This window comes from Pseudobacteroides cellulosolvens ATCC 35603 = DSM 2933 (genome assembly GCF_001262605.1).
Lineage (GTDB): Bacteria > Bacillota > Clostridia > Acetivibrionales > DSM-2933 > Pseudobacteroides > Pseudobacteroides cellulosolvens.
This window is the reverse complement of the sequence record NZ_LGTC01000001.1, coordinates 6,597,015-6,616,841: the sequence shown is the minus strand read 5'-3', so window position 1 is coordinate 6,616,841 and position 19,827 is coordinate 6,597,015. Positions and strand designations below refer to the sequence as shown.

Genomic DNA, 19,827 nt, shown 5'->3' with positions numbered 1-19,827 from the left:
CCGGGCCTTTAGGTTCGGCTGTCTTAATTTATGTCTAGGAAATTATGGTGTTTTCTACACTATAATTTCTCACGACAACAACCAAGGATGCAAAATCGCAAGCGATTTTGTTATGTCTAGGAAATTATGGATTTAATTTTATAGTAACAGGGGTGTGTTATGTGGGATCTCCAAGAATTTTGATTGCCATGAATAATGAAGTCTCATCTGGAAAACTTAAAACACTTTTTAGCGAAAACGGCTATATTGTTGCAGGACAGGTCTCTGACGATCAGGAATGCTTAAGAAGGGTTCGTGCACTTGGACCTGACCTTGTGGTGCTTGATTATGATTTGCCTATATCCAACGGACTTGAGGTCGCAAAGATATTGTTGGAAGATAAACTTTGTGATGTAATTCTTATTGCTACAGAATCTCAGAAAACCCTTGCAGAGGAACTGAGTAATGATATAGGATTCTCTTGTATTTCAAAGCCTATAGGGAAAACAAACCTTTTAAATACAGTAGATCTGATGTTTAAAGCAAGAAAGAAAATTAATACGCTGGAAAAGGAAATCACCGATCTCAAGGAAGTTTTAAGTACCAGGAAAGAAGTTGAAAAAGCTAAAGGGCTTTTGATGAAGCACCTTAATCTTTCCGAGGCAGAAGCATTTAAGAGAATACAAAAGCAAAGCATGGATAAGGGAATTTCCATGAAAGAAATTTCAAAAGCAATTATACTTGCATATGATATTTAGAATTAATTTTTTATATATGTTTTACGATATACATTTATAATTTCAAATGTATTAAAGATGGTTCGCAGATCACTGGGAGGTATTGTATATGAATAATAAACGTCCTTTAATAGGTATTACTCCATGGTACGACTATTCCAATCAGCAGACCTTCATTAAAAAAGGCTATTGCGAAGGTGTTAATGAAGCAGGAGGTCTTGGGATATTGTTGCCCATGTGTACGCAGCAGGAGCTTATTGAAAACATGGTTGAGCATTGTGACGGATTTCTCATATCAGGGGGCCCCGATGTTGACCCTAAATACTTCAATGAAATAAATCTCCCCTTCAATGGGGATATATCTCCATACAGGGATGTAATGGAGATATATATAATTAAAAGGGCTATCCAGTTAAACAAGCCTGTGTTTGGCATATGCAGAGGTATACAAATTATGAATGTAGCTATGGGCGGAAGTCTTTACCAGGATATACACTCCCAAATACAGGATACAAGCCTTATCAAACATTCACAAGCCGCTCCCAGTTGGTACCCTACCCATAATATAAGTATTAAAGAAGGCTCTATATTAAAAAAGCTTTTAAAATCAGACACAATAGGAGTTAATTCTTTCCACCATCAGGCAGTGAAAAATATAGCACCCGGATTTGAAATAAGCTCAGTGTCAGAAGACGGCATAATCGAGTCCATTGAGTATAAAAACCGTAGGTTTGCATTAGGAGTTCAATGGCATCCTGAGCTTATGTGGGAATCAGATAAAATTTTTCTATCTTTATTTGAGGGTTTGGTACAAAGTTGCAAATAAATTTTTTTACAATATAGTTCATATTGCGGTACGATTCGACACATTTTGTCGAATCGATGCATATATTGTCGATTCAAAACTTTATATTGAACTCATTAAACCCATATGATAATTTATAGATATGAAAGACACGGGAAACATTGCTGTTAAAGCATTTGATATACTATGCTGCTTTACTTTTATTTATTATATTTTGTTGAATATTGAAAATTTAATATCAAGTTTTGTAGTAATATACAATATGTTGTCGAATCCCTCTGAATTATTGTGTTTAACAAAAAAATATGGTACTGTATTATTGTTATCTTAATTTGGAGGAAGGAATTATAGCATATGGAGCAGTTTTCGCTAATAAACTTTTTAACCATGTCAATTCCTGAAGAATTTTTGTTATCATTTTTTGCATGGACGATTCTTGGTAAAAAGGATACAGTTAAATTTAGAAATGTTATTGCTGTAACTATAATTACCTCAATAGCATTTGCCAGCATAAATTTTATATGTAATTCCAATACTACACTTACTGCTATACTAAATCTTATTATACTTACAGTTACAGTTTTATTTCTTTATAATTTAAGTTTTGTTGAAGCAATTGTTGCAGCATTATTAGCTTTTATTGTGCTAACAATTACACAAGCTGTAATAACTAATATCGGATTAATTGTTACAAATTACAGTTTTGCCGATATTGAAAAGGATAATTTTTTGCGTCGGATGTTATTTATGTCCTCTTTTTCAATATTTTGTATAATTACATTAATTCTTTTCAAATTGAATATAAAGGTGTTAAATTTCAAGAAAAAGCACATAAGTATATATTATTTAACAAGAGTACGTTATGTTGTTTTACAATTATTATTTACATTTTTAATCATAATTTTTAATTTCAAAATATATTGGTCAAACAAAGAGTTATTTAGTTCTACTAGCGACAAAATCCTTATTGCTATGAATTTAGCATTTGTGGTTATTTTTACTATAGTCATTGTTGTCAATGTATTTAAGATGAGAAGAGATATTCAAAAAGAAGAAGAGCAAAAAAGAGTATACGACAATAGAGAGGTTTTTCAGAATATTGACTATCTATGTAGATTAATGGAATGTGAAGACTATTGCGAAGTTAAAAATATTCTTATCTCCATGAAGAATGATGTAAATTCAGATACGAAAGCAAATAAAACTAATTTGCACTAATAGAGTATACTCTATTAAATAAAGGGACAAGGGGATGTTATTATGAGAAACAAAATATTAATGCTATTATCATCAGCACTTTTTATTATCTCAGTTTTAGTTAGTAGTACTGCTTGTGCTTGGATATTTTATCAGCCTAAAACGCCAAAGTGCTTTCGAAAGTAGCCTTCCATGATTAATATATCCTCTATTTTATATCCTTTATTCTTTATACGAGGAAGATAATAAAACACTTCAAAAACAGTTGGAGTGTTTTATTATTTTACAATTTTACTCCAATACCTTTTATATTGTTTATATTTATTATGGAATAATAGCATATAATATGTTAAAATCTTTGATAAATCCTTTTAATATGTTTTAGCGAGGTAAATGGATAATGGATAATGTAATAAAATTTATTGAGTCAACCTTTGTGAATATGAATTCGCCAGTAATGTATACTATTAAATCTTTAGGTATAATAATTATTGCTATAGTTGTTGTAAAAGTAGGTAATTTTATTATCAAGAAGACTTTTGAAAAGCAAAAGAACTTTAAATACAGCATAAACATAAAACGCCTTGATACCATGTCAACCCTGACAAGAAGTATATTTAAGTATCTAATATACACTATTGCTGTTATTTCAATACTAACAGATGTCTTTGATATAAAATCGGTACTGACTGCTGCAGGTATAGGTGGTTTGGCCATAGGTTTTGGTGCACAAAGCCTCATCAAAGATGTGATATCGGGATTTTTTATAGTGTTTGAAAATCAGTTTGAAGTTGGTGATATTATTACCATTGATAACCTCAATGGTACGGTAGAACATATTGAATTAAGGGTCACCCGGATTAGAAATGTCAATGGAGACCTTTATATTATACCTAATGGAGAGATTAAAAAGATCATAAATCATTCCAAAGGCAACAAAACAGCAAACATCGATATTCCCATATCCTACGAGGCAGATTTAAGCAAAGCTGTAGATATTGTAAACAAGATTTGCGAAGAAATCGTAAAAGAATTCGATGTAATAGTAGAAGCACCCAAAATATTGGGGGTTACAGAGTTTCATAAGGATAATCTAGTTTTGAGAGTAACAACCAAAACTCTACCCAATGAACATTACGCGGTTGAACGAAGATTTCGCGAACTCGTTAAGGATGAATTCAGCAAGGCAAATATAGAGTTTTACTACAGGCAAAGGCCATTATAATACAACTATCGTATACATAACATGTTACTTTACGGAGGAAATCATATGCCAATTAAATTTAATGTCGGTGATGTGGTAGAAATGAAAAAACAACACCCATGCGGAAGCAAGGAGTGGGAGGTAATGCGAACCGGTGCAGACTTCAGAATAAAGTGTCTTGGTTGCTCACACCAGGTAATGCTTCCACGGCCAAAATTCGAGAAAAATGTAAAGAAAATAATCAAGTCTGTGGGAGACTGTTGAATTTCTCGTAGCTTTACAAACATTTTTAACCACTATTATATACTATATGCAGCTATTTCAAATAAAAATTTACTTTGAAAACAAGTTAATTATTATAAATATAATAATAGCTGATAATCCATAATTATAGTATGAAAAATATTCTATGATGATTATGATTTTAAATAGGCAAATATCTAAACCTTACCTATTAATTAATTTTATAATTTCATCCAAATCACTATCACTCAATCTTTCTATATGAGTAATCCTCTTTGCGTTACTGTATAGATATAATACCCCTCTATATTGACCATCCAAAGGTATAAAAATCTTACCTGAGTATGGCATGTAATCATTTTCTTTAGCACTCTCAAGACTTTTGGCACTAATCAGATTCTTTGTATTGTAGTCCTTTGGCAAATTTATAGTAATACATGGAATTTTGTTAACAATAACATAATCATCTGGTAGGATTTCTGCTGATAACCTAGGTGGTATTATATCTAATTTCTTAAATGTCATTTTATCAAGCAGGTCCCTTAACTCCGTACATTTTTCAGAAGACAGTTCAAATTCTTTTTCACCCATATTATAAACTTTAACTACTTCAGGTTGTGGAAAATGCTCATCTTCATTTACAGTATTATTAGACCTGCAACTAAGCAATATAAACCCAGCAATACAAATAATCAGCATTAATTTTAAATATCTACACATGAAACATCTCTCCCATTTCAAAGTAATTGCAAACAGATAATGTGCTCATCTGAAGTTACTAAACCTTAATGCATTAATAATAGTACAATTTCCAAGTATTATACCAAAAATAGCCTTATTTAGTAAAGTAATATTTTACATCTCACTAAAACAATATCAATTCATAAGTATAAATGTTGTTAAATTCTGTAACGTCTGATATAATTATGATATATAACTAAAAGTGTAACGATGAATATAGTGATGGTTTTACCAAGTGCTCCGATTGTGATGTTGAATTGGTGATTAAACTCTGTGAAGAAAAGGATGTTATAATTGGTGTTGATTATATAGAATATGAATGTGTAATGTCTAGCAGGTCCCAGCAGGGTGTTAGTTAAGAAAGACCAGGCTGAAACAGCAAGAGAAATACTTAAAAATGTAATACTTTCATAATCATACCAACCAACAATATAAAGGAGGATACTTATGGAACCCAAAGATGATAACCTTAATAATGAGTCAAATGAATTTGAAAAGAATTTGTCTGATTTAAAAGAGTGGCAGGATAATCAATACAACCCTGGATATTATGTCGGTACAGGGAAGGTTGCAACTCCTATAAAAAACATGGTCAAACATCCTGTCTTGTTATTAATTTTAGGCTTATTTGTGGGCTTAATTAACGGCATTCCGCTTTTAACCCGGATTTCTACATCCGATTTTTCGGCAGATCTACTACTTAATATAATTATATTAGTTATATCAATCCTTCTAATTTACAGAAGCATAGTTGCACTTGCAAAAAATAAAACAACTGAAGAAAAATAAGTCATAATTATGCATTAATTCATCCTTTCAATTACATAATAAATAATAAAAAATAAAAGGATGATTATATGCTTTCAAATAATAATTCCAAGAAAACGATACTCTATATCCTTGTCTCTACAGCAGTCCTAAGCACCCTCGTTATTGCCTTATTTCTCAATTTTTACAAACAACCCCAGCAAAACCCTATCCCTCAACTTGATAATAATTCAGGCATTCCCCAACCTCAGCTTTTAAGTTCCCAAGGACAATCCGGTGTATCAGTTGCTGAATCGGTTGCAAAGTCATCCATACCTGGAGTTGTTGGAGTTTCTGTTTTAAGGGTAGATGGCAATTCAATTTTTGATGGAAATACTGCTGAAAAATGGGGCGTTGGATCAGGTGTTATTGCAACTTCCAATGGATATATCGTCACCAATCACCATGTAGCAGGCGGAAAATCCAAAAGAATAATAGTTTCCCTTTCCGATGGAAAAAATATTGACGGAACAACAATTTGGTCGGACCCCGTACTTGATCTGGCTGTAGTTAAGGTAAATCTAAATGGACTCCCAACAATACCTCTCGGCGATTCAAGTAAGGTACAAATAGGCCAGCCGGCTGTTGCAATAGGTAACCCATTAGGGCTTCAGCTTCAAAGAACCGTAACGTCCGGAATTATAAGTGCATTAAACAGAACCATAAAAATTGAAACTGATGAGGGAGCAAATTATATGGAGGACCTGATTCAGACCGATGCCAGCATTAACCCGGGTAATAGTGGAGGTCCTCTGCTAAACGCACAAGGTCAGGTTATAGGCATTAATACCATCAAGGTAACCAGTGCTGAAGCCATAGGTTTTGCTATACCTGTTAATGTAGTTAAGCCCATCATAAACAAATTAGTGGACAAAGGTCAATTTAAAGAACCTTACATGGGCATATTCGCCTATGATAAAGATGTAATTTCTTATATTGATAAAAATATTAATCTCGATAATGGTATTTATATCTCTACCATTGATAAGACTGGTCCTGCATACAAATCAGGAATAAAGGAATGCTGTGTAATTGAAGAGGTCGACGGGCATAAGATAAATACCATGATCCAGTTAAGGTCATATATTTATTCCAAAGAGCCTGGAGATGTTATAAACGTTACTTACTGTAATAATGGCAAACCAGTAAAAGTACCTATAACACTGACTGAAAAAGACGGTAAAACGTTTCTTACCAGATAGGAATCAAAAATTATTAATCAGGTTAAAGAAATCTTTATCTTTAAGAATTAGTTTATATTAGGATTTGGGAAATACGAGATAGTCATACTATTTTTGTTAATATTGGCAATAATCTTAATAGTATCACTCAAAAATTCTGGTTATATAAAAGGAGTAAAATATCATGTCAAATAACAAAAATATAAACGATTATACAGAATTTGAAAACACGGTAAAAGCATATATAAAGCTGGGAAGTGCCAAGCTTCAGAATGATCTAGTACAAACCAGTCAAGCTATTCACAGTATTGCTGAAAACAAAACCAAATGTTTTATGAAAAATATGGATAAAGGCCTTGATAAGGAAGAACGTGAATATTTGACATCCCTAATACTCTCAGGCATGCATCAGGCATTTTGTTACGGATATGGAATTGGAAAAATAGAAAACGACAGCTTCTATGGACTTTTATTTCCAACCTAAATTTTATCACATTAAATAAATATTTGATTTATACAGAAATGCTGTCAAATACTAGATATATTAAAGTAATTTAGGCATGTTAAAAATATAACTTCCCGTATAATTTGGCTTTTGTGTTCACTTAACTCATGAGCACATGCTTAAAGCAGGAAGTAATATTTCAATCATGCCTTAGTATATTGATTATCCTGGCGGCATTTCGGCTTTGCTACTTTCCCTGTATAAAAATCCAAGTTTTAAAAAAGAATAAGACATTAAAAAAGTACCTTCAAATATCGAAGATACTTTTTTTATTCTACTATACCAACTATTCAATTTTAAATTTTAAAACTTAATCAACTTTTTTTATGTTTGCTCCCAGGGATTTAAGTTTTTTCTCTATGTCCACGTAGCCTCTTTCAATATGTTCTATGTCTGTAATTTCGGTAATACCTTCTGCTGCAAGACCTGCCAACACTAGTGCAGCTCCCGCTCTTAGGTCTGTAGCTTTTACCTGAGCACCTAAAAGGTTGGGATTGCCTTCTATTATTGCACTTCTGCCCTCTATTTTGATGTTGGCACCCATTCTTTTAAGCTCATTAACATGCATGAATCTATTTTCAAATATTGTCTCAATCACCATGCTTGTGCCCTCAGCCTTGCTCATAAGTGATGTCATCTGTGCCTGCATGTCTGTAGGAAATCCAGGATAAGGATGAGTTTTTATATCCACTGCTCTTATATCATCTCCAGCTCTAATATGGACACTTGTAAGCTCCTCAGACACTTCAACCCCCGCTTCTCGAAGCTTTGCCGTTACAGGCTTTAAGTGATCCGGCACCACATTATCAACCCTAACATCTCCTCCGGTTATAGCAGCCGCCACCATATATGTTCCTGCTTCAATTCTATCAGGTATCACTGTATGGTTAGCACCTTTTAGCCTGTCAACTCCATTAATCCTGATTGTATCCGTACCTGCACCTTTAATGTCTGCCCCCATTGTCCCCAGGTATGTAGCCAAATCAACAATTTCCGGTTCAATAGCTGCATTTTCTATTATTGTCTGGCCATCGCTTATTGCTGCTGCCATCATTATATTTTCCGTAGCCCCAACGCTTGGAAAATCCAAATAGATTTTGCTGCCCTTAAGCCTTCCATTTACTCTAACTTCGATAAATCCGTGTCCTTGAGTTATTTCCGCCCCCATTGCAGAAAACCCTTTTATGTGGAGATCAACAGGCCTTGAGCCTATAGCACAACCTCCCGGCAGGGGTATCCTTGCAGCACCGTATTTTGCAAGCAGAGGTCCCATGATTAGAAATGATGCCCTCATTTTGTTGACCAAGTCATAAGGTGCCGTGGTATTTGTAATATCGGATGGATTAATTAAAACTGTAGTTTTTGAATTTGAAAATTCCACTCCAGCACCTAAAGAATTAATCAACTCTCCCATAACTCTAACATCGTTTAGATAAGGAATTTCTTCAATAACACTCTTGCCATCAGCCAGCAAAGAAGCTGCCATTATCGGCAATACCGAATTTTTGGCACCACTGATTCTTACCTCACCCTTAAGAGGCGTTCCACATGATATTATTAATTTGGACACATTAATCTCCCTTTCGTATATTAACTGTATTTATCTTTGGTTAATAGATATAGGTCATTTATTGTTATTAATATTCTGTCGTTATTATCGGTGTCGCAAGCCATAAATATGTCCTATCCTCTATTGCATTATATCTAGTCGCTAAATTTATGTTTATTTCTTTACCATTTACATTAATAGAGTCCTTAATCAACGGTGAATATGCACTCACGCTGGCAGTTTTCCCGTCATTAAACTCTTCAACACTAAGCGCACTCACCTCCTTTAAAACTTTCCTGCATATGTCATCAAGCAGGTATGGTTCCTTCTTTCCCTGGAATGTTCCCATTATACAAGCTGTAACTTTGGGCTTGGTTTTTAATTCATCAAATACCGGTAATACTTTTTGTTTCACACCCTCAAGACTTTCGTATGGCTCCTTGCTTATCAGGTTAGCCGATATAAAACTCTCTTCAGGTTTGTTACCGTTTTTATCTATTTGAAGGCTTATAATCGGGTTTTCATTTTGATCCAGATTGTTAAAAACCTGGATTTTTTGCTGTTCTTCACAATTGTTTTCATTATTTATATGTATATTGCTTTCGCTTACTCCAATGTTTGTCAACACACTTTTACCAATAGACCATAAGCTGTTTAAATTGCTGTTTTTTACCCTTCCCCAAAAATAAAGCTCACTTCTTAAAAACTGGGCACCTGATGCCTTAAAAGATTGCGAAAGTACATCTACCGATCCGTTATCTTTCTGTGATTTTTCAAAATACCTTATGGTAAGAATAATACTGATCAGAATGACTATGGAAATCAACATATAAACTGCTTTTTTCATAACCTCAGTCCTTTTCGTTTATTTCGCCAAAAAGAAAATAATACGGGCGTAATTCTATTAAATTATTGCCCATTAGACGAGGTATATACATATTTTTTTAAATCTAAAAATGCTTTCATCTTGATAAAAATCAATTAGTTTTTTACATTTGTCTATCGCAAATCCCGTAAAAACCGTTCGTTAATGTCTAGGAAATTGTTATGTATTCTACACAACAATTTCTCACGACAACACCAAGGTTGCAAAATCACAAGTGATTTTATTTTTGCTCTGCCAAATGTAAAACTAATAATGCTTTTTATCTTGATAATGCTCTACTTAATATGATGGCACAATTTGCCCTATTTATAAATGCTTCTTCATTAAAATTTCTATAAATGCTGTCACTTGTCGATAAAATATGGAGATCAAAAGTTATTTTTACATATTGGCTGTACCATTTATCCTGCTTTAGCTTGTCATATATTCCATTGTAATTTGTCTTAAGTTTGAATGCCTTGTATAAAATGGTACACGCCTCTCCTACAGTGACATTGTTATCCGGTCTCATGGTACCGTCATTATAGCCTGATATGAATCCATTTTCTGATGCTGTATTAATATAATCCCTAGCCCAGTGTTTTGAGATATCCTTATACTTAAGGTCACCGGATTTAACTATTTCCAAATTTAATGCTTTAGTAATCAGAACTGCAAATTCAGCCCTTGAAACTAGATCTTTAGGTTTATAGAAATCCCTTTCCTTACCGTTTAAAATACCCATGTCGTGAAGATGCCTTATAAATTCTTCAGCCTCGGTATTTTTGATATCTTTAAATGGTAGGTCTGCCCCTGGTGAAATATTTGTAAGCACAACCCTTATTGGAACAATAGCTCCTGCAAGGCTGTAATCCAGTGATGCAATATTTTTTGCTCCATCCTTTATCTCATAGCCTATATTTAAAGTCTTGCCGTTCTTTAAATGATAGAATGCAATGGATATTCCCCTCTTATCATAAGGGTCACTCCATTTTAATGTTATTCTTAATTTGTTCCCTTCAATTGAAACAGTATCATATACAACCCCATGTGCATAAGAAATACCGATTGGAAGAATATTTACAAGTATTATTGCAATTAATAGGCCAACAGCATATTTATATAGTGTATTCATAAAAGCCTCCAAGGAAATTTCGCTTTGCTATTATTTTTCGATCATGACTAATAACAAACCAAATAAGATACTATAGCTCACCGGTAAGAATAAGAAGCTTCTCTATCATTGCCGCTTCCTCCGCTCGAGTAACAGTTCCCGATGGGTTCAGGTAATTGGTATCCCTCTTTGTAACTATGCCGTTTTGTATTGCAAAATTAACCTGTTTGGCATACTTTTCAGATACAGCACCTATATCTTTAAACCCTGTATTTTCTGAACTTGAAGCATTAGCGGATTTACCTGTTTTTATTTCATATAGCCTGCTTATCATAGCAATTGCCTTTTCCCTTGTACAGTTATTTCCCTGGTTCCCAATCTCACTTTCAGTAATAATCTTAGCTCTCGATGCTTTTGTCATGTAATCATTGCCATAATTAACATTCATCACATCCAGCATAAGCTTTACTGCTTCTCCCAGGCTAATATTCTTATCAGGATTAAAAGAACTGCCTTCTATGCTTTTCAAATTGCATTTGGAAGCTACGTTATTGATTGAACTTTCTGCCCAATTGCCCGATATATCATCATAATAGCTTTTTCCGGGTTCTGCAACAGCAATATTGCCCGGCTTTTCAGCATTAACCTTTACAAACCCTTTTCCTGCATTCTCATCAAATACAGCACTTGTTTTAAGCTTGTTCCATTTCATACTTTCATTATCAAATCCATATCCGCTTGTCTTGCCCTCCCTATACCAGCTGTAATCGGTATATGGAAAGAGAATTTTCATCGGCTGATCAAACTTTTGCACAGTAGACAAGCTGCCCTTCCCATTAGCAGTCAACCCAATAATCACATCGCTTGTCTTAAATTCCAGGTTGGAGCTTCCCTCCTTCTCATTTGTTCCAGGAAATACAATGCTAAGTTCATAATTAAATTCTCCCACTTTCTTTGATAAAGACATTCTTGTTTTTTCGGCAAGCATATCATTTCCAAATATAAACTGCAGCTTTCCATCAGTATCGCTGTCTGCTGTGATAACCATATTTTCTTTTAGAACTGCCATAGCATCCAAAACTTTACTTCCAATTGTTATTTTAATATTGCTTGCTTTAGCAGGAGGATTGGTTAAATCTATTTTATAATCAATTACTTTGTCATTCTGCATATGCTCTACAAATCTATCGGCATTTGATCCGGTAATACTAATATTCCAAATATTGTTGATGAGCTTTGGATCAACAACTACAAACTCACCTGTAAGTATATTTTCAATATCCTGATCTGAATCATAATCGTCATCACTTCTTTCAGTCCGTACAGTTATGCTTTGTGTTGGAGCGGAGTAGGCCTGTTTTTTTGGGTCATATGCATATAATCTGGCATAGTACCTGAAATTGGATTTGAGACTCTCAACTTTAAACTCCGACACATTTTTACATTTATATTCAGTCATATTCTTATAATTAACATCTGATGCGACCTCAAGCTTGTACTCCATGCCTTCATCCATAACCCATTCAAATGTTATGCTGTTTTTTGTAATAGCATCATCACCGTTTTTTACACCAAAGCCTGCAGGAGTTTCAGGAGGATTTAAAGGCAGAGTCTTTAAAATATATGAGTCGCTCCATTCCGATTTAGAGCCTCCTGTGATCGTTTCAGCCTGAACCCAGAAAAAATATAGCGTATCCTGCAAAAGATTCTTTATCCTGTAAAAATTGGCATTTGCAAGATCCTCAGGGCTAATTTGTACTGTTCCAGTAGTTGAATTTATATTTTCTACAGTACCGTATTTTAAAGTATATTTGTAATTATTATTAAAATTCCATCCCAGATCCACAAAAGTATCCCCTGCAAGGCCATAATTAAAAATAGGCACTGTAGGCTTAACTATAGGTGGTACAACATCAGGGTCCGTTGTTATGACTATGGGGTCCGATGGACCTGATATAAGACTTACACTCCTTCTTGCAGCTCTTACCCATATGATGTAAGTAGTATTTGGAATAAGGTTTGTCAATGTGATGTCAACATTATGCTTTCTTCCATCAGGGTTTAAACTGCCATTCTCTGCTGCATCGTTAGGAGTGACCGGAAACCCGGTTATCTTGTTGGCAGTTATATTCTCAATGTCATTATATGACATTCCTTCAATGTATTCAACACATCCTACATCTATTGTAACACCTGAATCATACTCTACAACACGGTAGTTTTTGCCATCTAATGTTTCTGGTGTGGGTGAATAAACCGGAATATCGTCCTGACTTAACTTTTCTGTCCTTACATACTCCCATTTTCCAATTTCATCATTAAACTTTTCATACCATTTATTTTTAAGCCTTATTGTTGCAGTTGTTGCTGTAATAGCAGACTGACCTTCATCTGTCATTTTAATGCTAAATGGTGGCCTTCCGGGAATTAGGGGTTGATCTATGGGACCTTCCGATGGGGTAATTATTACTTTTACTGCAGGATCTGATTTTTTTACTACACTTTGAAGCCTGCCATCAACATAGTCTACCAGACTTTTTTTTGCAATTATTTTGAAATAATATGTAGAGTTAGCAGTCAGGTTTGAAACAGTATACTTGTAGCCTTTAATCTCAGTTCCGTTAATGATTAAATTTGCTGATGAAGGCTTAAAATCACGCTCAATTCTATTGCCTTCAGGTGGATTGTCCAGTAGGTTTGGGTTATCTATAAGCCATATATCATATGAAATCTCTGTATCAATACTTCCATCCCCTTTTTGGGGCACCCTCCAAAGAACAGTAGCACTGTTGGGTTTAAGTTCATCCTCATAGCTGATTATGGTATCTCCTGTAACCCTTTCAAAAAGATCTGTAATATCAGGTACTCCAGGAGTGGTTATTATATCATGCTCATTTAACAAAATTCTATCGGACTTAATCTTTATTCCAGGATATACATCCTCTCCATTTTTTGTTATACTTGCGATAATTGTATAGTAATATCTATTTTCTCCAGGAGGCAGCGTAATAAAAAAGTTTGTATCATCAACAGATGCCATATACTGCGGAACATCATTATTTTCCACATCACCCCTAAATATCTGATAGGAAATTGTCATATCTGTGCTGCTTAATCCAGTGACAACAGCACTCCAGTCAAACCTCCAGATGCTTCCTTCATCTGTTTCGGATATCTTGCTGGTTCTGGCTATAATAAAGCTACTAACCATTATTACACTTGATTCATCGGTTTTTTTAAGGATGGCCTCCACAATATCAGGCACAATTTTTATATAGTAAACCCTGCCTGGGTCATTAACTGTTAGTACATATTCCAGCCTGCCGGAAATCTGATTGACCTTTATAGGTCCTAGTGGCTCTATCTGTCCTTCTCCCACGTAGATGGGCTGAACATTGTTAAACTCTGGGGTTTCTGACACATAGAGCTTATAGTCAATCCTCCTGCCTACATTCCATACATCATCCCACTCAATTTTAAGCTGACTTACTCCATATGATGAACCTATAAGATTCATATCAGTCATAAATTTTACTTTGTTAGACTCAACAGATAATGCACTGTTATAGGTCGTGTTTCCATTTGAATGGGTGTGGTAAGCAGTCAGGGTGGCATAATAAATTGTTCCTGACTTAAGATTCTTAAGCCTTATCTGGGTAGTGCCTCCTGGAATGTCCCTTTCCCTCAGTTCTACTGTTACAGCAGGTTTATATGGTTTGTTTACCTCCTGCAGGTGAACGTTTATATATCCTGAAATTGAATCATTAGGAAATGTTACCTGGTCCCATTTCAAATCGACATAATAGCCGTCAAACTCATTATACCCAATTGGAGGTTCTTCAGCGTTTATTGCTTCAACCCTCAGTCTCTCCGGTGCTTCCTGGGGAGATATATCTGCGTTTGCAGCATAAGCAACCTTGTAATAATAAGGATTAATCGTCGCAAGAATAACAACAATAACTATCAGACTTAAAATTCTCTTAAAGGACTTCATAATTTTCACCTCACCTTTGCAAATCACCAGTCATTTCTAAAACCCTGACTATAGCTGATATGACTTGAGCCCGTGTAACAGGAGTATCCGGCTTGAAGTTACCCTTTTCATCAACATTAAGCACCTTAATATCAATGCAAAGAACCACATACTTTTTTAGTTTTGGTAATATGGATCCTTCATCGCTAATTTGATGTTTTATTGAAGGCTCAAAGTTTTCTATATCAATGCTCATTTTTGATGCATAAAGTTTTGCAACAATTCCTGCAAGCTCCTGCTTTTCAATGCTTTTCATCGTACCCACACTCCCAAAAATATCTGTGAGGCCCATTGCTGAGATCTTCTGTTTTGTATCAAGACCTGCCGCACCTTTTCCCTTACTAGTTATGAGCTCATACAAACTCACAGCATCTTTTACCGTTAGTGTGCTTTCAGGGTATATTGATCCGTTTGTTCCAAATACTTTGCTTAAGTCATATTTTGCCGCAAACTTTCTTATATCTTCAGCAGCCATGCTGTTTTCGGGCATATCTGATATAGAATTGGAATTTGTAATGACAGCGTATTTTCCTGTGCTGGAAGATGTAAACGAAACCCCGTCGCCTTCTGTTGTATAAGCTTTATCCGTTAGCTTCCTCCATGAAGTTTCTCCTGTGTTAAGAACATAAGGATATACTTTTCCCTTGGAACCTTTATATGTAAGCTTAATTGGCATAGCATCGTTAAGTTGTGTAACTTGTGCCTCACTTTTTATAATTCCCGGAGTAGTTCCATGACCTTCAATGGTTTTTTCTATATAGTTGGCTAATACTTTAATCAAATCATCAGTTTGATCCGAAAGGTACTTTTCCATCTCGCTGGGCGTCATTTTTATAGAATCCGAGGACAAGACAAGGTTTATTCTCTCCTGGATAAGTCCCGTATTTTTGTTGTACAGCTTATCCTTTATCAATTTTTCCACCTCAGAAGCATTTTTTTCTGCATCTATTGCCTTAAACCCAATTGAAGTAATTTTTGAGGCAAGCATGGAATTCCCAGGCATGACAGCACCACCGGTACTTCGTGAGATAGTCATTTTAAAGAATTCACTTTCAAAGTTATAATTGTTTGTCTTAGCTACGCTGCTTAAATCCAGTGTTCTAGGTCTTATCGTAAACTCAGTTCCCAAAGTTTTAATCACAAGGCTTCTATCTTCAGTGTTCATAAGTTTTATTATGCCTGCTGGTATATATACAACATCTGTATCAATATTTGCGGATGGCGAAATATCAAGAATATAAGGGTACCTTCCATTGTTCTGCAGTACATTTTCCATCCGCTCTCCCTTAAGAAGAAGCTTGTTTGTATCACTGTTTACAGCCATCTTCCACAGGAGATTTTCCTCCATTTTACCTATTTTATCAAGGAGTATGGCTTTTTCCTTTGTATCCTGGTCGGTCTTATCATAGTCATCCTGATTAAACTCCGTTCTTATATCTGCAGGACCCGCATATTTTGAATAGGAAACAGCAGAAGTATCAAGGGAGTCAACCTTGTATGCACGGACTTTTATATAATATTTCATGTTTGATTTTAGAGGGACGTGCTTAACAGTACCATCTGGCTGCATTGTAGCAATAGTCTTGATTCTTGCATAAAAGTTATAAAAGTTGGTACCGCCAAGTTCCGGTGACTTTTCAACATAATATGGAAGAACTTCCGAATTCATGTCTACAAACTGCTCAAGATCTGAATCTGACAATATTGTATACTCCACATCATCAGATGATTTTATTGCCAATTCATATTTATAGCCGCTTCTTCCCTTCCATTTTACTTCCACCTGATGATCTTTATCCATGGTTACTATGCCATTCTTCTCAAGAGCAAGTGAAAGGTCTGAGTTTCCCTTATAAACTCTAACATTATATAAAGATTTATATTTTAAGTTAAATATCCTTCCGTAATAAATTGTGTTTTCCCGCGACACAACATAATTAGCCCTTGTCAACGCTTTAAAGTCTTTATCATCCGGGCCTTTAATAAAAATTTTAAAGTCATCCGGAGTTGTGTTTACGCTTGTATCCTCCCATGAAATACCTATCTCAGAATCGGTTATAGGTATAAGGTTAGCCGGAGACTCAACCAAAAGCGTTGTTACTGGTATGCAAACCCAGGCACTGGATTTGCCGTTAGTTTTATTTTCAGCTCTTATACTGAAATAATACAATTTATTTGGTGAAATCCAGCTGTCTATGGAATATTGGCACTTTTTTGCCAAGTCATCATATGTAAATTTATCAGCTAAGGGCACTTCATCTGGATCAAGAGACAAATTTCCCAAAGCAGACCTAAAGCTATTGTAGTACATATCATCAGTATACATAGATGCGGGAGCATCAGATGCAATCATATTTGTTGTGCATATAATCTCATACTTCACATCAGGTTCCCTGTTTTTCCACTCAAACACCACAGTTGATCCAGATACCATAAGATTACCAGACCTGTCCCTAGCAATTGAAAAGTCAATAGGTGCTATAGGATTTCTCAAAGATTCATCTGGAGGCGACAGTCTGCCATTTACAGTGGTTACAGGCAATATAGCCGTAAACATGGATTCCTGTAAAGAAGACCCGAAAATCAACCTGGTCCTGAGGGTATAATAGTATGTGGTGTTAGGCTTTAACTTTGGTCCAAATACGCTGTAGGGTGAAGGATCCAAATTATCCAGGTTTCCCTCGGAAAACTTATACAGCGTTACTTTAACTGAAGTGCTCTGTGCATCGGTCCCTATGAATTTAACATCTCCAAGGGGATTGTCGGTGGAGCCTACTTTTATAAATGAATCCTTATCTGTACTGTTACTGGCATACAAGTCATAATAAACAGCCTTTGTAACACTCAAGTTTGATGTATAATCAGCCCAGTTAATATTTATCTTCTCAAATTGGAGCTCAATGTTATTGGAAATTTCCACAGGCGGACCTGGTATTGTTTCACTGTTGTTTTTTGTAAGCCTTAAATTATAAGGCATAGGCACTTCTCTTCCACCCATTGTTAGAGTTGTGAAGCTTATGGGAACCGACCTGTCAGAAATCCATTCCTTATCTGTAGATCCTTTATAAGCACCGCTTGCGGTATACATCTGCAAATAATACACCTTATTGGGTATAAGATACGTTGGGTAACCGTCAGGATTTATAATGTCATTATCTGCAATGCCATCCGCATCCTCACCCTTAAAGAGTTCAAAACCCTCCAACTTGTATACAAGCCTGTTTCCATCCTCAACAATATTGGGAGAATTGGCACTGACATACTTTACAAGCCTGTATTTCGCCTGAAATTCACCATAAAGCATACCGTTAAACTCCAGCCTTGGATATGGCAGAGTAGATATATCAGTCTGGCTTGTGCTTAATAGAAAGTGAAAATATAAATCCTCATTTTCGTCATATGGATCAGCATTTCTTACTTCATTCCAGTTCGAAGGTTTATTCCAGGAAATAGTAACGTCAGTTGATTTAATATTGACTACAGCATTGTTTTGAGGATTTGTTATTTCTCCTGGGACTGCAGTTCTGTCAACAATTGTAAGGCTTGTTGGTACTGGCGGCCTGGAATTATCCTCACTTATCGTATATGGCATTTTGGGTGATTCCAGCCTGTCACTAGAGGAATCAGTCTTGACAACCACCTTGTAATAGATGAGGTTATTAGCATTACTCACAGTAAATGCCGTCAATGCGTAGGCAGACCCATTTGGAAAGTAACTGTCATTGAGACTTTTTCTCACCCTCCAGTCACCCTCAACTGTAGGATCATCACCTGTCTGTACTTCATACTTTAAAGCGGGCAAATCAAGACTGCCCTGATTAATTCTATATACTTTGACATATACGTTATTTGCTTCATCTCTGGAAATCTGAAATCTTAATGGCGTATAAACATAAGGAGTAGCCCCCATCAGACGGCTTCCATTCTGTGTGATTGCAGCCCCAACTGTTATGGCATTAACAGTAGTCCCGGACGAGTTTTTAACAATTGGCTTAATATTCATGTAATACACTGTCCCCGGTAATAAATCAGCGTCAGGCAGCTGGTAAGACGCTTGAGCCGCAGGCAATTCCGATGAACTGCTTGCTCTTCCTATCAAATCAAAATTAACACTCCCAGCCTCATCCATCGCATTTACATCAGCTTCTGCACTGCTTCCCGACACACTAGCTTTGTATGATGAATCAGCAGGAGCCACCTGGTTCACCAGTATAGCTGATTGAGCTGAACCACTGTTTAAACTGTTATAGTCTGTAGATATATTTATCCTAAAGTTAAAAGTGGTAAATTCTCTTGTATCGTTATAAAACGAATTTATTTTTTGCTGAATCTCAGCCATGGCCTCCGGCTCATTTATATATTCAAAGGTGCTGGTAGCCGAAACCCATACCTTTGGAATGGTCCACTTAAGATTTAAAGCAGGATTAACCCCAATTTCATAGCCTCCTCCCAAAACAGCCTTTCTGGTCTGTTCCAGTACCTTTGCACTGAAGCTTATATTTGGGCAAAAATACAAAAGGCCTCTTCCAATAACCGGGCCTGTACAACCGCTGCTTCCATATACCTCCAGCCTTATGTCATATACAATATTGTCCAGAAGGCCTGGAACATCAATGGTATTTGTAATCTGATTACTATTGATTTCTTTAATCTCAACAGGCTCAGTAGGAGTATGATATACCACCTTTACAGACTGAGCCCCCGCCAAGGCAGGCCATCTAAGGGTTAATTTCTCCGAATCGAATGCATATGCCGTAAGATAGAAAGTTGATGCTGCAGCATTTACCACTTTTTGACTCACGGGAAAATTTCCAATAGCAATTATAATGGTCAAGAATACTGCCAGCAGCTTCCTCACAGATTTCAT

General features: G+C 35.6%; 15 protein-coding genes. 9 read left to right on the top strand and 6 right to left on the bottom strand.

The window, feature by feature from the left end; translation table 11 throughout:
* The first annotated feature begins 161 nt into the window (after positions 1 to 161).
* The 6 genes from Bccel_RS27375 (at position 162) to Bccel_RS27355 (ending at position 4,186) form a co-directional block, all read left to right on the top strand.
* Positions 162 to 737: an ANTAR domain-containing response regulator gene (locus Bccel_RS27375; RefSeq protein ID WP_036940007.1), complete on the top strand. Its 576-nt coding sequence runs from the start codon at positions 162 to 164 to the stop codon at positions 735 to 737.
* A gap of 88 nt (positions 738 to 825) precedes the next feature.
* The gene (locus Bccel_RS27370; RefSeq protein WP_036940006.1) at positions 826 to 1,542 is read left to right on the top strand and encodes a gamma-glutamyl-gamma-aminobutyrate hydrolase family protein; all 717 of its coding nucleotides are present in this window, start codon (positions 826 to 828) and stop codon (positions 1,540 to 1,542) included.
* A 333-nt stretch (positions 1,543 to 1,875) separates the two neighbouring features.
* On the top strand, positions 1,876 to 2,739 hold the full coding sequence (locus tag Bccel_RS27365; protein ID WP_036940004.1) for a hypothetical protein: 864 nt from the start codon (positions 1,876 to 1,878) through the stop codon (positions 2,737 to 2,739).
* Positions 2,740 to 2,781: 42 nt separating this feature from the next.
* The gene (locus Bccel_RS29350; protein ID WP_081926856.1) at positions 2,782 to 2,904 is read left to right on the top strand and encodes a cyclic lactone autoinducer peptide; all 123 of its coding nucleotides are present in this window, start codon (positions 2,782 to 2,784) and stop codon (positions 2,902 to 2,904) included.
* A 214-nt stretch (positions 2,905 to 3,118) separates the two neighbouring features.
* On the top strand, positions 3,119 to 3,943 hold the full coding sequence (locus Bccel_RS27360) for a mechanosensitive ion channel family protein (protein WP_050753940.1): 825 nt from the start codon (positions 3,119 to 3,121) through the stop codon (positions 3,941 to 3,943).
* Positions 3,944 to 3,988: 45 nt separating this feature from the next.
* The gene (locus Bccel_RS27355; protein ID WP_036939999.1) at positions 3,989 to 4,186 is read left to right on the top strand and encodes a DUF951 domain-containing protein; all 198 of its coding nucleotides are present in this window, start codon (positions 3,989 to 3,991) and stop codon (positions 4,184 to 4,186) included.
* Between the two features lie 183 nt (positions 4,187 to 4,369).
* Here Bccel_RS27355 and Bccel_RS27350 read toward each other — a convergent pair whose 3' ends face one another.
* Positions 4,370 to 4,885 (bottom strand): hypothetical protein, encoded by a 516-nt coding sequence (locus Bccel_RS27350; protein ID WP_036939991.1) that lies wholly within the window; start codon positions 4,883 to 4,885, stop codon positions 4,370 to 4,372.
* A gap of 468 nt (positions 4,886 to 5,353) precedes the next feature.
* On the opposite strand from Bccel_RS27350, the gene Bccel_RS27345 reads away from it, so the two are divergent.
* The 3 genes from Bccel_RS27345 (at position 5,354) to Bccel_RS27335 (ending at position 7,378) form a co-directional block, all read left to right on the top strand.
* The gene (locus Bccel_RS27345; protein WP_036939989.1) at positions 5,354 to 5,695 is read left to right on the top strand and encodes a hypothetical protein; all 342 of its coding nucleotides are present in this window, start codon (positions 5,354 to 5,356) and stop codon (positions 5,693 to 5,695) included.
* Positions 5,696 to 5,763: 68 nt separating this feature from the next.
* A complete protein-coding gene (locus Bccel_RS27340) occupies positions 5,764 to 6,915 on the top strand; it encodes a S1C family serine protease (RefSeq protein WP_050753939.1) in 1,152 nt (383 codons plus the stop codon).
* Between the two features lie 163 nt (positions 6,916 to 7,078).
* Positions 7,079 to 7,378 (top strand): hypothetical protein, encoded by a 300-nt coding sequence (locus Bccel_RS27335; protein WP_036939987.1) that lies wholly within the window; start codon positions 7,079 to 7,081, stop codon positions 7,376 to 7,378.
* Positions 7,379 to 7,709: 331 nt separating this feature from the next.
* Here Bccel_RS27335 and murA read toward each other — a convergent pair whose 3' ends face one another.
* From murA to Bccel_RS27310, 5 genes are all read right to left on the bottom strand, one after another.
* Positions 7,710 to 8,969 (bottom strand): UDP-N-acetylglucosamine 1-carboxyvinyltransferase, encoded by a 1,260-nt coding sequence (gene murA / locus Bccel_RS27330; protein WP_036939984.1) that lies wholly within the window; start codon positions 8,967 to 8,969, stop codon positions 7,710 to 7,712.
* Positions 8,970 to 9,036: 67 nt separating this feature from the next.
* The gene (locus Bccel_RS27325; RefSeq protein WP_050753938.1) at positions 9,037 to 9,795 is read right to left on the bottom strand and encodes a YwmB family TATA-box binding protein; all 759 of its coding nucleotides are present in this window, start codon (positions 9,793 to 9,795) and stop codon (positions 9,037 to 9,039) included.
* A gap of 298 nt (positions 9,796 to 10,093) precedes the next feature.
* The gene (locus Bccel_RS27320) at positions 10,094 to 10,948 is read right to left on the bottom strand and encodes an S-layer homology domain-containing protein (RefSeq protein WP_036939982.1); all 855 of its coding nucleotides are present in this window, start codon (positions 10,946 to 10,948) and stop codon (positions 10,094 to 10,096) included.
* A 70-nt stretch (positions 10,949 to 11,018) separates the two neighbouring features.
* A complete protein-coding gene (locus Bccel_RS27315) occupies positions 11,019 to 14,921 on the bottom strand; it encodes an S-layer homology domain-containing protein (RefSeq protein ID WP_036939980.1) in 3,903 nt (1,300 codons plus the stop codon).
* Between the two features lie 10 nt (positions 14,922 to 14,931).
* Entirely contained in the window at positions 14,932 to 19,827 is a 4,896-nt protein-coding gene (locus Bccel_RS27310) for an S-layer homology domain-containing protein (protein ID WP_036939976.1), read from the bottom strand.